Annotated in this window: 11 protein-coding genes; 3 read left to right on the top strand and 8 right to left on the bottom strand. The window is 41.2% G+C overall.

Going from position 1 to position 14,619, the window contains the following annotated elements; translation table 11 throughout:
- Positions 1 to 221 precede the first annotated feature (221 nt).
- Positions 222 to 2,225 (top strand): glycosyltransferase, encoded by a 2,004-nt coding sequence (locus ACEYW6_RS33955; RefSeq protein WP_412983263.1) that lies wholly within the window; start codon positions 222 to 224, stop codon positions 2,223 to 2,225.
- 278 nt (positions 2,226 to 2,503) lie between these two features.
- Here ACEYW6_RS33955 and ACEYW6_RS33960 read toward each other — a convergent pair whose 3' ends face one another.
- The 5 genes from ACEYW6_RS33960 to ACEYW6_RS33980 form a co-directional block, all read right to left on the bottom strand.
- Complete coding sequence (locus ACEYW6_RS33960) at positions 2,504 to 3,181, bottom strand: class I SAM-dependent methyltransferase (protein ID WP_412983264.1); 678 nt, start codon at positions 3,179 to 3,181, stop codon at positions 2,504 to 2,506.
- A gap of 124 nt (positions 3,182 to 3,305) precedes the next feature.
- Positions 3,306 to 3,659, bottom strand: a complete 354-nt coding sequence (locus ACEYW6_RS33965; RefSeq protein WP_190894253.1) for a Spx/MgsR family RNA polymerase-binding regulatory protein — start codon at positions 3,657 to 3,659, stop codon at positions 3,306 to 3,308.
- Between the two features lie 20 nt (positions 3,660 to 3,679).
- The gene (locus ACEYW6_RS33970) at positions 3,680 to 4,201 is read right to left on the bottom strand and encodes an adenylate kinase (RefSeq protein WP_196513617.1); all 522 of its coding nucleotides are present in this window, start codon (positions 4,199 to 4,201) and stop codon (positions 3,680 to 3,682) included.
- Between the two features lie 370 nt (positions 4,202 to 4,571).
- The gene (locus ACEYW6_RS33975; RefSeq protein WP_412983265.1) at positions 4,572 to 5,945 is read right to left on the bottom strand and encodes an FAD-dependent oxidoreductase; all 1,374 of its coding nucleotides are present in this window, start codon (positions 5,943 to 5,945) and stop codon (positions 4,572 to 4,574) included.
- Positions 5,946 to 5,993: 48 nt separating this feature from the next.
- A complete protein-coding gene (locus ACEYW6_RS33980; protein WP_412983266.1) occupies positions 5,994 to 7,556 on the bottom strand; it encodes a phytoene desaturase family protein in 1,563 nt (520 codons plus the stop codon).
- Between the two features lie 467 nt (positions 7,557 to 8,023).
- On the opposite strand from ACEYW6_RS33980, the gene ACEYW6_RS33985 reads away from it, so the two are divergent.
- Complete coding sequence (locus ACEYW6_RS33985) at positions 8,024 to 8,512, top strand: TIGR00725 family protein (protein ID WP_412983267.1); 489 nt, start codon at positions 8,024 to 8,026, stop codon at positions 8,510 to 8,512.
- An 85-nt stretch (positions 8,513 to 8,597) separates the two neighbouring features.
- On the opposite strand, the gene ACEYW6_RS33990 is transcribed toward ACEYW6_RS33985, so the two are convergent.
- The 3 genes from ACEYW6_RS33990 to ACEYW6_RS34000 form a co-directional block, all read right to left on the bottom strand.
- Positions 8,598 to 9,938, bottom strand: coding sequence for a recombinase family protein (locus ACEYW6_RS33990; RefSeq protein WP_412983268.1), 1,341 nt, complete (start codon positions 9,936 to 9,938; stop codon positions 8,598 to 8,600).
- A 202-nt stretch (positions 9,939 to 10,140) separates the two neighbouring features.
- A complete protein-coding gene (locus ACEYW6_RS33995; protein WP_412983269.1) occupies positions 10,141 to 10,500 on the bottom strand; it encodes a VOC family protein in 360 nt (119 codons plus the stop codon).
- A 408-nt stretch (positions 10,501 to 10,908) separates the two neighbouring features.
- Positions 10,909 to 11,169: a tetratricopeptide repeat protein gene (locus ACEYW6_RS34000; protein WP_412983270.1), complete on the bottom strand. Its 261-nt coding sequence runs from the start codon at positions 11,167 to 11,169 to the stop codon at positions 10,909 to 10,911.
- A gap of 974 nt (positions 11,170 to 12,143) precedes the next feature.
- Between ACEYW6_RS34000 and ACEYW6_RS34005 the strand changes: the two genes are divergently transcribed.
- A complete protein-coding gene (locus ACEYW6_RS34005) occupies positions 12,144 to 14,486 on the top strand; it encodes an adenylate/guanylate cyclase domain-containing protein (RefSeq protein WP_412983271.1) in 2,343 nt (780 codons plus the stop codon).
- The last annotated feature ends 133 nt before the right edge of the window (positions 14,487 to 14,619 follow it).

Raw genomic sequence — 14,619 nt, forward strand, 5'->3', positions numbered from 1 at the left:
GTGGCGAGGCTGGTTAAAATTACACGACCTTTGTGAAGGCTGGCAGCTTGCAAAAGAGACTTAACGGGAAAAGTCAGTTTCCGCTTCCCTCCCCTTGTAGGAGATTGCACAAGGCGTTACCTAGTAATTGTGAGTTAGTCAACAAGAGGTTGTTAGTCACAAATTTAACTAGGGAATACTTGTTTTGAGGGGATGCAGATACATTAACTACTGGTACTAAGATGACTTCAGTTTCTATTATTGATAATTCCTCACACTTTCCCGGTAACAGCCGCTCGTTACTGAAAAAAAGAACACTGTTATTTCGTTATTTGGCAGAAATCAATTTAATTTTTGGTATCTGGTATTTGCAATGGCGCATCACCCACTCCATCAATTTTGATGCGCTCTGGATATCGATTCCTTTGCTAATAGCAGAAATTTATAGCTATTTCGGCGGCGTGATGTTTGTGATTGGATTATGGCGTCCCTTAGTTCGACAGATTAAGTCTCTCGACCAAATGACCCCACCTATACCCAGATCCGACTGGCCAACTGTGGATGTATTTGTAACATGCTACAACGAGCCGCCGACAATTGTAGAAGAAACTGTCAAAGCTGCTCTGGCGATGGATTACCCACCAATAAAGTTACGCGTTTATGTGCTGGATGACGGTAACTCGGCTGATATGCGAGCTATGACAGAAAGATTGTGTATTGAGGATTTGCAATCACCACAATTACAGCTAGAAGCGGAACGGATTGATGCAGAACATTCTTGTTTGTTGGAGCGTTTAAAGCAACTGGAAAATCTCACACCTAATACTCAAGCTGCTGAACAATGGCTGCAAGCATCATCAGAATCAGTGGTTAACCAGCCTGCGGCTGGATTTGTGCAAAGTTTGCGATCGCTTATTCTTTGGCTTCCGACTCATCAAAGTATTAGCGATTCTCCTGGAAAGACGCTATGCGATCGCTTAGTTACCGAACGGAAAGCCTTAGAAGAAGCTATTCGCAAGAAAGAACTGGAACTAGTTGAACTCGCTCGTTTTCGCTACATTGCTCGTCCCAAACCAGCTGGTGTACCCCACCACGCTAAAGCGGGTAATCTCAATTACGCGATTTTTTCTGGAGAAACTTCAGGACAATTTATTCTTACCCTAGATGCTGACCATATTCCCAAGCCACAATTTCTCAAGCGAGTTCTGCCTTATTTCTACACCTATAATCTTTTCGTAGGGAAATACGACCAGAATCAAATTGCTTTTGTCCAGACTCGCCAGGATTTTTATAATATTCCTGCGGGCGATCCCTTTGGACATCGAGCCAATTTATTTTATGGGCCACTTCAACAAGGCAAAGATGGCATGAATGCCGCTTTTTATACAGGCACAAATGCGATTCTGAGGCGCGAAGCACTGATTAGTGTTGGACTACAACATTTTGCTGATGAGTTTGCCAAAGATGAAAAACGTTTAGAAGAATTTCAATTAATTGGTGGTGTATCCAGCAATAGTATTACAGAAGATATGAATACAGCTATGCGTCTGCATGGTGCTGGATGGAAATCTATTTATCATCATGAACTTTTGGCAGAAGGTTTAGCGCCAGATGACCTGAGTTCTACTTTGAAACAGCGGTTACGTTGGGCACAAGGAACTATTCAAGTACTACTGAGAGAAAATCCACTTACAAAATCAGGGCTAACTTTTTGGCAAAAGTTGCATTATTTTAAGACCATGTATAGCTATTTTTCTGGTTTTGCAACTCTGGTTTTTATTTCTTGTCCACTCATCTATTTTTTTACAGATATTATTCCAGTTAAAACCTACGGACCTGACTTTGCTCTACACTTTTTCCCAGCTTTTATTATTAACCGTCTTACTTTTCTAGCAGCCACTTGGGGAATTCCAGCTAGAGAAGTTTGGCGCTCTGAACAATATGCGATCGCTTTGTTTCCTTTATTAATCCAAGCTGTGTGGAGTGTATTCACAGGGCAAAAACTAAATTTTCAAGTCACACCTAAGCAACGTCAATCCGGGATTTATTTACGGCTAGTTTGGCCACAGATGGTTGTCTTTGCACTGACAATTTTGGGAATTTTATGGAGCCTTTACCGTTTAGCGACCGGTCATCTGAATTATCCTGAAGTTCACCTCCTTAATGGTGCATGGGCTATCTATAACTTATTACTTTTGTCGGCTATTATCCGCGCGTCTGTTTGGCAACCACCAAAAGAGGCTTAAGAGGAAAGTAAGGCAAACAAGAAGAAAAACTACTGCCTATTGACTCCTAAGTCTACCAATTTTAGATTTTGAATTTGGATTGACAGTAATACCTTGGACGACGTTGTTTTGGTTATTCTTTCACAAGCATTTATTTCGTGCGAATGAGATATATTTGCTGGCAGGAGATGAAGTTGTAATAAGTAAATCAGGTTCTAGATTTGTTTTTACCTTAAGTTGAGACCTATAGGCAGTGCCGTGCCCCTACGGATGTACCTCACGTAAACAAGAACCGCACGTTATTGGCGCTCAAAGACAAAAATAATTGAAATCGGTTTGTTCGTCTTGGGATCACACGGCTCATGTAAATTTAGCAATCGATAATTCAAAGCATGGAACTGGTTGATCCATGATTCGAGAGTTCTGAAATACCAGGGAGTAGGGTAAAATGGCTCATCTGCAATTGCTTGCCATGAAGTCTCGCGCCACCCATTAAAGTATGTAGAGTCACCGCAAGCAATTATCGGATGAAGTGTTTGAATGATTATTTTGCCTTTGTCCTCTAAGAGGCTATGACCTGCCTTGGCGATCTCATCAAGAGCGCATTCGCCTAGAATTGAAAAGTTGCAGATAAAGCAAGAGAAATAGTTAATGGTGCTAAATCTTTGTGAGGCAAGATCCGAGTACGAACAGACAACAAAGCGAGAATCACCACTATGCCTTGCTGCCTCAATGAGATCGGCACAAAAATCAACACCGCAGCCATCAATTCCTAAAGAAAAAAGCTGTCGAGACAACCATCCCTCACCGCATCCAATATCTAAAAATGTTCTTGGATTAAGTTGGCTGACTGCTTTGATTATCGCGTCATCTGTGGCGATCGCACGACTTTCAATTTGTTTATTACGAATTGCTTGTGTCCATAACAAAGCATTCATCTGCCATGAGTCAAGGATTCGTTTTTCATTATCATCCATACAACACCGTTCAAATAGCACAAATATTCTTATACTTTCACTCCTGCCTTCTGCCCTTTAGCTTTGTGCAGCAATGTAATTGATAATTTAACCCCAATCTCACTGTTAGAGCGTTGATCCCTGACTAAAATCCTAATTTTTCTTGAACTACTGCCTCATCTCTAAAGCCGACCAGGACAGCTGTTCCATCTTTGACAAAAAGCGGACGTTTAAGCAGCATAGCGTCGTGAGTGAATGCGTCAATCCACTGTTGATCAGTCCAAGTCTTCTTTTCATCTCCTAAAGCACGGTAGGATTGACCGGAGGTATTTCGCATGGGAGCAAAGCTCAAAGATTTCACCCAGTTTTGGATCTGCTCACGGGTCGGCGGACTCTCTTTGGTGTTAATGAACTCATAGTTAATGTTGTTGTGTTGGAGCCACGTTAAAGCTTTTTTGCAAGTGCTGCAATTGGGAATTCCGTAGACTTGAATAGACATAAAACAATTAAGCAACAAAGTTAAGGCGTGTCATCAATTAATTCAAAAAATTGGGAAATTTGTTTAGTCGAGCGAATGTGATAAACATTTTTGATGCTTTGAGCCTGCTCAATATACTCACGATATTTTGGGGTTAAATATTTGTAACACAACCAAAGCACGCGGTAGCTACTAAGTGAACTTCTTAATATTGGACTATTGGAGGGCCAACCTTCTGGCGGTTTAAAGTAACCTGTGATTAGTCGTTTAGTTACCCACCATCCATGCACATATAGCGGTAAATCGACAAAAACCAGAGTATCTGCTTCGTCAAGTCGTAGCCAGAGAGTTTCCATGCAACCAAACCCATCAATAATCCATCGGTCAGTAACTAAAATTTGCTGATGGGCGTGCTTATAGTCTTCATGTGGAACCTCTGTGCCTCCTGATTGATATTTAATCTTATCCAAGACGTAAAGTGGCAAACCAGTGATTTGAGATAATCTCTTGCTTAGAGTTGATTTCCCGCCTCCAGCATTGCCAAACACCGCTACTTTTTTCATCGCCACTCTCCTTTTAGTGCAATCAAGCCCAATTTGGCACAAGCTTGTCACGAAAGAATAAAAGTTTTAGCTATATTACCTTTATACTACAAAATGTGCTGTCAAAGGATTTGTACTAAGCTGATGCGCGTCTAAAGTATATAAACACTCTTGATGGTTGTTAACTGTTAACTGTTGACGGTTAACAGTTAACAGTTAACAACCATCAGTCAATAAAAAAGACTCAAACCTATACAGGGCAAGGAAAATGCACCAAATATTCAAAAATTATTGAAACCCAGATATATCAAGAAACTAGGCTTAACGATGTCAAAGTCTCTGTGCATATAAATTTGAGGCTTTTTTCTGGCTACTTTTTGTCTAAGTCCCACTATGTCTTTGCTAACCTGAGTGTGTTTGTGTTTTTGTCGTTGAAACCAGAAATGGAGAGAGCCAAAGGTGAACCGATGAGTTGAGCAACTCGAAAAGCAGACGCGATCGCTCCTTCATGCAAGCCATCTCCGAGATAAGCTCCCGCATAGTAAGTATTGTTCTCTCCATTGGTGGCAACTACTTCATCACGGTATCTAAAAGATTCAGTGGTATACAACGGCGTGTGATGTTCTTGAGTGTGAATAATGCGATCGCGAGTAATCAATCCTTCTAGTTGAAACGATAAAAAGTAATGCTGTGGCGATGAGATGCCACAAAGCTGATTCAAGTAACTGTTATATCCCCATCGGGTATCTGTCTGGAAGAAATCAAATTCCGAGGGGTGATGAATGTGATAATGATCATACATGGAACTATCCGTATGAATTGTAGTGGTTGCATAATTGGCTTTCCAACCTGAGAAGCGTTTAATTTCAGCGTCGGTTGGGTCAGCTAACAGTGCCATCACTTGGTCGGGTGGCGTGGCAAACACGACTTTATCAAACTCCTGGATCTCATCCTGCGATAGCGTACCACTCCGTGGAAGCAAGCTACGCGGAGCGTCTGTCTGCGACACGCTGCGCGAACGTAGAGAAGCGCTGCCGCCAGAGGCAGATCGCTTGATTTTTACACCATCTGGGCTTCTTTCAATATTGACAATCTCCACATTCAACAGGACTTCACCTTTAAATCGCTCCAAAATTTTTTCAATATAGGAATATACACCGCCTTTAATCCTAAGCCATTTGACTGAGAGGTAATCGCGTAACATCGGCATTGCCATCTCTGCGGGAAAGTTATCAATGAGTTCAAACGGCATTGAGTAGCTATACATCGTCAGCAACTTTAGCCAGGTATTGCTTATACTTTGGTTGTTCACATATTGAGACAATGGCTGGGCATAAAAATCTTCCATCTGGGCAAATCGCGTTTTTAGCCATAATCCAACGGAACGGGCATGGAGGGTATCGAACCGCAGATATTCAATGAGGCGTTGGATGCCTGTATAGTTGTTCTCATTCGTGACCTTCGAGAAAAAGGGAATGCCATCTTTGGGGAATAAAGCGGAACCGACACGGATGGGTTCTAGTTCCACTCCTAGCTCTTGCATAAGAGCAACAAAGTGGTGAAATACGGTAGGAAATTCTAGCACTCCACTTTCCAACATTTCATTGCAATCGGATTGGTTGGGCTGAACATTCTTGTTGAGTGTCCGAATATGTCCCCCCAACATGGGCTGCCGTTCAAACACGGTGACATGATGCCCTTGTTTATCAAGCAGGTAAGCTGTAACCATACCGCTGGCTCCACCACCGATAACTGCTATTCTCATAACTGACCTCTCAGTTGTTGAATATGAATAATACGTGTGGCTGTCTGTTTAGCTATTACCTAAAAGCACGTCACCAGATAATCGTTGATACAGCAATGCTCCAGTCCAGAATGTGGGAGCAAAGCCTGGATAACCTGATGAAGCATTGCAGAAATAGAAATGGTTGAGTGAGGTTTCGTGATTCAAGCGTCCCAGACCCATGTTGCGCGGTGTGAGACTAGAACCGTAGGAATTCCCGTTAGGACACCAGCAAAAACGTTCATTGGTGGTAGGGCTGCCCGTGATATGAAAGACCATATGCTTTCTAAAATTCGGCACATATTCTTTTTCCACGACATCCAAAATAGAGTCAAAGATTTCTTGCTTTTTCTGGTTGTAGGCTTTGCGTTCGGCTTTGCCGTCCCGACGGGAATCGCTCTGTCGCAATTGCTTAAAGTAGTCGTAATTGGCAACGGTAAGGAATTCGACAATCTGGCAATCCTCTGGACAATCCCGACTCGCTTGTGTCAATAAAGTGGGCGTTGTCATCGCAAAGCTGGGATTGGAAAAGTCATTGTATTCATACATCTGAGCAAAGGCTTCATTCAAATCCTGATGACCTGTATGGAAAAGATTCCACTTGCCAAATCCATAGTTGCGGAGGTCTAGGTCTTTGACGACGCAATAAGCCATGTAGTTAGATGCAGAATACTCATAGTTGAGTTTTCGGCGCACGGTTTTAGAGAACTTTGACTCACCAATCATTTTGGCGGCTTTTTTGGGGTCAATATTGCAAATCACGGTGTCGCCTGTAAATTCATGAGTTTGATGGGTGGTTAAATCCATCGCCTCAACTCCCGTAACTGTTCGGTCTGTGAGTCTAAAATTCGTGACTTCATGGTTGAGCAGTACTTGCCCTCCGTGTGATTCAATCACTTTGACTAAGGAATTGATTACATGCTCAAAATGCTGGGTTGGGTAAAATGCACCAGCTTGATAGCCCTTGAACAAAGCGACCCAGGCATAAAATGAGAGTTGATTCGGAGGCAGCAAAAAATCAGGCCATTGCAGAGCCAATAGGGTTTGGGCGGCTTGGGGTAGCTGAAACTTGTCGAATACATCTTGAAGTGTGCTGTTGAGATATTGGACAGTACAAACTACTTCACCTGTATGTTGGAGCAGTTCAATTGGCTTAACTGGAGGAGCGAGTATTTTCAAACCTGCACCCGTTTTTTCAACGTCGTTGACAAATTGGCGAATGCGATCATTATGTGCAGGAAACAACTTTGATAATCGCTGGATAAGTTCCTCCGGTTCCGAAGGAATATCTAATGCATATCCCGGCATTCGCATGTGGTCAAAGCCATCCGGGTCGTACCGCTCAAAAGTCACTTCCCGATCCAAGCCCAGTTTCTTGAGTACCCGATTCACCGTTTGTCCTTCACCGCAATCCCAAACATAATGGAATTGGGCATTAAAGGTGTATTTTTTAGCCATCGTAAACGTGTGACCAAAGCCACCTGGATGCTCATGGGCTTCGAGGATTTGCACGGTTTTGCCAGAGTTTGCCATCAAAGCGCCAAAGACTAATGCTGATAAACCACTACCGACAATGAGATAATCTGGTTTCATAGTCTGATTCCTCGATCGACGAGATATTCACAATTCGTCCGCTCTTTATCCTAAAACTCGTATTTCAAACAGGATGCGATCAATCTATGGCGATCGCATCGTAGTTAATTCTTTAAGCCTACTTTAGAAGACGTTGATGCTTAAGTTCTCTTTCATCAGGAAGAAACACTAGTTCATCAATAGGTGAACTTATAATAAAAAATATTGTGATGCCGCAATCTTCGGCATAAATTTCTCTTGATGCCGCCCGGAATTAGAGTAACTTCAGTAGGAGTAATAATCCTAAATTTCCTTTATTTGCAACGAAAAGTGGGTGCTCAACTTTTCAAGAGAATGCTTCGAGGTGATTTATCAGAATTCGCGGAAAACCCCATCCGTCTGTCTATACGGTGGGGATGGATAGCGGTCTGACCTTTTAGGGATACCGCTTTCACTTGTCGCTGAAAACCAGTATCATCTGAAATTTTATGCGAAAAATTATTATTGGGGTTATGGGGAGGGGAGAAAATGCGACAGCAAATGATTTACAACATGCTTATATACTAGGTCAACTTATTGCCAAACAAGGATGGGTTTTACTCACTGGTGGTAGAAATGTAGGAGTAATGGATGCAGTAAGTAAAGGTGCAAAATCTGCTGATGGTTTAACTATTGGTATTCTTCCGGGTGAGAATCAGGATGGTATTTCCTCTTGGGTAGATATTGCTATTTTCACAGACATGGGTAATTCTAGAAACAATATTAATGTTCTTACCAGTGATCTGGTCATTGCTTGCGGTATGGGTGCAGGAACTGCTTCAGAAATTGCTCTCGCTTTGAAAGCAAATAAGCAAGTAATTTTGTTGAATAATGATGAAGAAAGTAAACTTTTCTTTAAAAAACTGTCGCCAGAAAATGTTTATATTGTGGAGAGTGTGGATCAGGCGATCGCTACTGCCAAAACAATTTTATACTAGTTGGTAATTAGTGAATCAGTAAGGTATTCTTCCAAAGGGCTGCTGCGTATACTAAGGATCAACCACCTCAGAAATAACATTTCAATTAAAAAATAAAAATAACTTGGAGTTTTAATTCTTTATTCTGAAGACTAATGTCAATTTGCCTGATAAATTCTCGAAAGTAAAATCGTCGCTCTGTTTCCGACAAATCTAACCAAAATTGTGGTATAGAAACAGCTTGAGCAACAGAACGCAAGTTAACTGGGGGAAGAGTCGCCAACTTTGCTTCGAGTGCAGAAATTTCTGTGCGGAGTTTGTAAGCCCTTAACTTTGCTGTTTCAATATCTAAAATTCCAGTTTCGATTAAAGCGGGTAACTGAGCAAGTATTTCTTGCTGACGAGCGATCGCTTGTCCTAAACTATTCTTCACTGCATCCAATTGGGGAAAATTCATCCCCGCTACAGCTAAGGGTAAATCACGGCAAACGATTTCAATTGTATGTTCTAAAACCTCTTGGTAGGGAATAGCCTTACACTTTGGCTGTTGCGGACAGCTAGTAGAACGTAAATAAAGATACTCCTTATCTTGATTGCGTTGGGTGACACGAGTAACTGTCATGTGTGAGTGACACTCAGCACAGACAACCAACCCAGCTAAAGAACGCGGCGCACTAGCAGTTCGGGATGGTAAACGGCTGTTACGGCGTAAAAGTCGGTCAACTTGGGCTGCTTCTTCCTTAGAAATGATCGGAATATGAGTATTGGAGATAATTTCACCATTTTGGTAAGCTGTATTGCCGCGATAAACTGGATTAGTCAGCCAGCGTCTTCCTGTGGTTACAGAGATTTTTTTGCCGTATTTTTTCGCCAAGTAACGAACTGAACCCCGCAGGGAACCATAGAGTAAAAAGTGTTCAAAAAAATCTTTGACTACTGGTGAAGTACTGCGATCAACAGTATATTTTCCCTTACCTCTGCGATAGCCGTAGGGAACTTTGCCGGGTGGCGGTGCAACCTCAAGACGGTTACGGGCGTGTCCTTGACGAATGCGGCGACTACGTTGCTGACGTTGGATTGCGTGTAGCAAATTCAGCAAGTCAGCGCCCAGAGGGTAATTTTCGGAAGTGTAGGGCTGTTCTGTGGCAATTATCGCTACTCCGATTGCTTCGAGTTCATGCAAGCGATCGCTAATTTCCTCTACAGTATCCCCTAATTCTTCTAAGCGACGAATCAAGAGATAATCTGCTGGTTCAGTTTCGCAATCGGTAAATAATTGTTGTAATTGCGATCGCGTAGCGTGTCTGAAAGACTCTCGCGTAGCGTGTCCAGAAGACTCAGGCTTGCCCAAATCTTCATAAACCCGATCCACCTCCCATCCCCAATCGGCTTGATCGGGAGAAGATTCTAGTAGCGGATTGGTGTAAGAGTAGGCAATGATTTTCATTAGTCATTAGTCATTAGTCATTAGTCATTAGTCATTGATTATTTTCCCACTCCCTCTCAGAGGATGTTTTAAAAGTAGTGGCTGATGTACCAAAAAGTTTAGATCCTCCTAAATCCTCCATAAAAATGAGGACTTTGAGAAGGTTATTTCCCCCTTTTTTAGGGGAGATTTTAATACAACCGTAAACTTTTCAAACATCCTCTCACTGCTGACTCAACTCGATAATATTTCCATCAGGATCTTGAATGAATAAAGCAGGGCGACCAGAAGCGCTGGGTTGAATGGGATAATTATGAGTGAGCAACTCTTGTTTGGCAACGTCCAAGTTAGCGACTGAGAAAGCGACATGGGGGTTGCGTCCCCATTTTTCGTTGGGGTTTTCAGTGGGGACAGTAGGTGCAACTATTAGGTGAATTTGATAATTGCCGACTTGATACCATGCACCAGCGTATTTTAGGGAACGATCTATTTTGGATAATCCCAATACTTTGCCATAAAAGTGTTCAGAGCGTTCTAAGTCAGTCACGAGAATTGCTGTATGGAGACTTTGGGTAATCTGCATTGTTGGTAAGTGCGATCGCGTTTATTTAAATTTTGACGTAGTTTTGGCATATACTTTGACCTCACTTCCATTCCTCTCTCCTTTTAGGATCTAAGGTGTACACACAAGTCTGAAGTGGTTCAAGAATCTGGGTTTTACTCCACCTTAACCACTACCCGAATTCAATAAACGACCACCCGAATTCAATAAACGACCACCCGAATTCAATAAACGACTACCCGAATTCAATAAACGACTACCCGAATTCAATAAACGACCACCCGAATTCAATAAACGACTACCCGAATTCAATAAACGACCACCCGAATTGAATTTGATTGTTTTGGCTGACAATGCGATTGTACCAACTTGCTACGCCTGCCTAATAAGTATGATCTGGTCGCCCCCTTGTTAAATGCCATCACCCCATCACTTTGGTAATCTCTCTAACGCCTCCCGTGCGATCGCCACCCAATATTCATCCTTATACTCAACATATATCTCCAACGCTGTTTGCAAATGAACCCTCGCCTCTGCGTAGTTGTCTTCTACTTCTGCAAGCGTCCCTAAACAGTGGTAAGTGAGTGCTTGGGAATAGCGATCGCCAAATTCGATATTAATCGCCAAAGCTTGTTGGTAATTGTGCCGTGCCTCCTCAAATTCTCGCAATTCTTGGGCAACTGTTCCCAACTGATGATAAATAAGCCTTTCCTAATTCAAATAAAGCAGCAATTTCGCCGCGAGGATTATGAGGTTGCTGTGAAATCAATTGATGAAGTTTTGCATACTGCTGATAAATCAACATAGTACCGCTCCATGTCTTCACCCTCTAACGGTTCAACATTACAAACTTGAAATGCAGCTTTGAGACTATTAGCACACTGGTGATTCATTGAGTTTTGACTAACTTTATTGATCCGACTTTCTCAAGAATAAATTTTAGGCGATCGCAGTGCAATTTTACATCTAATAAAAGTTTACTTTTTGAATTAGCAAGGCTTTGTAATAACTTATACATTAATAAAGTGGATAACAATATAGCAATTTTCGTTTATATACATCTTACTCCCCAACGCTAGTAGGGAAGGGGCTGTTCTTGTTAGGTCTGTATTAGACTCAATCCAGAAGCGCTATAACCTTAAATAACTTCCAGCTTTACCCAGAAATGGTTTTGTTAAAATGGCGATCGTTTATAAACCGCGTTATAGAGTATAGCTTGCTGAAGAAATACAGAATCGTATTCAATTGTCAATCCTCCAAAAGATAGAATACATATTATTTATGTTTACTTCCTGAATTCTGATCAACCAAATCAAAAGGTTGCTTATAGTCGTTTTCCGTCAACCATACTGGGTTGATCTTAAAAAATAGTACACTTAATCAATTAATATCAATTTCAGTAATAAAACTGAGTATTAGTAACTTCTACAAATTTTACCCAAACAGGCTTGTATGTTGATCAAACATTTGAAAGAATAACTAAAAGAATCATCAGTGGTACTAAATTAGTAATTGTTAGTTCTAATTACTGAGTTATTAATTTTTAGTGTGATGATTGCGTCATTTGGCAAAAATTGAGCTTTTCTGTTAATATCGCTTGAAATTTCCTCTTTGCTCTAAATTATCCTGGTCAAAATAAATATCAAGCCTGTTTTCACACCATAATGAAAGACCAAGTACTAGATCGGATTTTTAACAACCCTTCATTTCCAGATAAGTTTGAACGCTTGGAACTGGATGATCATTTCTGCATCATCGATACATCCGAGCAAGTGCAACGGTTTGCAGAGCGTCCTGAGGAGGTAATAGAGGGAAAAGATGTCCGGCTAAGTTTTCCTGAGTTTATCGGGCTTGAAAATATTTTAAAAGCTATTCTGAAAGGAGAGCAGGAACTGTTTGAATTACAAGCAATTGGAAGAAGCTCAGAAAATAAAGTCCATCTATATATAGATATATATATTATCAGCGAACAGTATGAAAATAAATTAATTGTCTTAATTGGAGATGTTACTGACAAGCTAGTTTTAAAGCAAAAATTAGCACAGCAAGCCAATGCCAAAAGTCTGCTATCAAGTGCTTTAATCTCATACAAAAATTACATGGATCAAGTAATTACTGCAATGGCAGATGCTTTGTTTATAACCAGTAATGTAGGGAAAATAAAAAAAGTAAATCGTGCTGCTCAACAATTATTTGGTTTTAGTGAAGAAGAATTAATTAATCAACCAATATCACTGATAATTGATGATGATGAATTTTTAATACAAGCCATTCACAAGCATTCTTTTTTTCAGAAAAATTTTCAGAATTTAGAGGTAGTCTGTCGAACCAAGGCTAGAGAAAAGCGGTTGATTGCTTTTTCTTGTTCAGTAATTCCGAAAAAAATAAAAGGATTAGAAGATATTGTCTACATTGGTCGGGATATTACTGCCCGGCAGCGTCGGGAACAGCGGACAAGTGCCCAATATGCTATCACTCGAATATTATCAGAATCCCAGAGCGTAAAGCAGGTAATTCCCCAAATTTTACAGTCGATTTGTCAAAACTTGGGATGGGATGTAGGCGAACTTTGGACACCAAGTCAATATATTGGTACTTCGGTACAGGGACATAGTCTTAATGCGGTACTAAGGTGTGTGGAAATGTGGTCAAGTCGAGTAATTTCAGCGCGAGAGTTTAAAGCAATTACCTGGCAAACTACCTATACACCTAGTGTTGGCTTACCTGGTCGAATTTGGATCAGACGTTTGCCCTTGTGGATTCAAGATATCACAGAAGATGGAGACACTCGGCGATCGCAACCAGCTGCTGAGGCTGGATTGCACGCAGCTTTTGGCTTCCCCATCTTAGACGATAGTGAAATCTTGGGAGTGATGGTTTTCTTTAGTCGGGACGTACAATCAAAAGATAAAGACCTATTGCAAATGATGGGTTCTATTGGTAGTCAAATTGCTCAGTTTATCAAACGCAAACAAGCAGAAGATGCTCTTGTAGAAAGTGAAGAACGATATCGAGATTTATTTGAAAATGCTAATGACCTAATTCAATCCGTCAATGCCTATGGTCGTTTTTTGTATGTCAATCGTGCATGGCGAGAAACTTTGGGATATAGCGAAGCCGAAATTACGAATATGAATGTTTTCGATATTATACATCCAGAGTTTAAACAAGACTGTTGGCAAAGGTTTTATCGTGTGCTTTCAGGAGAAAAGCCCGAACAAGTACAAGCCGCATTCCTTACTAAAGACGGTCAAACAATTTTTCTAGAAGGTAATATTAACTGTAAATTTGTCGAAGGTCATCCAGTTGCGACTCGCGGCATTTTTCGCAATGTCACCCAACGACTAGCAGCAGAAGAAGCGCTGCACCATCAGCAGGAAGAAACCGAACGTTTATTGCTAAATATTTTGCCAACCGCAATCTCTAAGGAACTGAAAGAAGAACCAGCTAACATTATCGAAGACTTTGCTGATGTCACAGTTTTATTTGCAGATATTGTTGGCTTGACTGAAATTGCAGCTTCTATGAGTGCAATTCAAGTGGTAAACTTACTCAACTCGATTTTCTCAACTTTTGATCGCCTCACCAAACAACATGGTTTAGAGAGAATCAAGACCATTGGCGATGCTTATATGGTAGTTGGTGGCTTGCCAACACGCCGCCCAGATCATGCTCAAGCGATCGCTCAAATGGCACTCTACATGCAAACTGCGATCGCTCTATTTAATACTGAGAATAACCAAAACTTCAGCATTCGTATCGGCATCCATAGCGGTTCCGTAGTAGCGGGAGAAATTGACCTCAAAAACTTTACTCATGATCTTTGGGGAGACACGGTAAATATTGCTAGCTGCATGGAATCCCAAGGTATTGTTGGTAAAATCCACGTTACAGAAGATACTTATAAACGCTTGTGTGATGAATTTTTATTTGAAAAGCGGAGCGAAATCGAAGTTCCAGGTAAAGGGAAAATTACCACCTATTTGTTGATTGGAGCGAAGGGATAAGGAGCATTGGGAAAACACAAGGAAGAAACTTGTTCAACGAAGAGGCAGGGGGAAGGGGCTGACAGGTGTAGGTTTTTTACACAGGTGTGAGTATTCATTAGTATTGCTGTAAAGATAGGTATGAAACCAGGGT

Origin of the sequence: Nostoc sp. UIC 10607, assembly GCF_047228265.1 — a bacterium.
In the GTDB taxonomy this organism is placed as follows: Bacteria; Cyanobacteriota; Cyanobacteriia; order Cyanobacteriales; family Nostocaceae; genus Nostoc; species Nostoc foliaceum_A.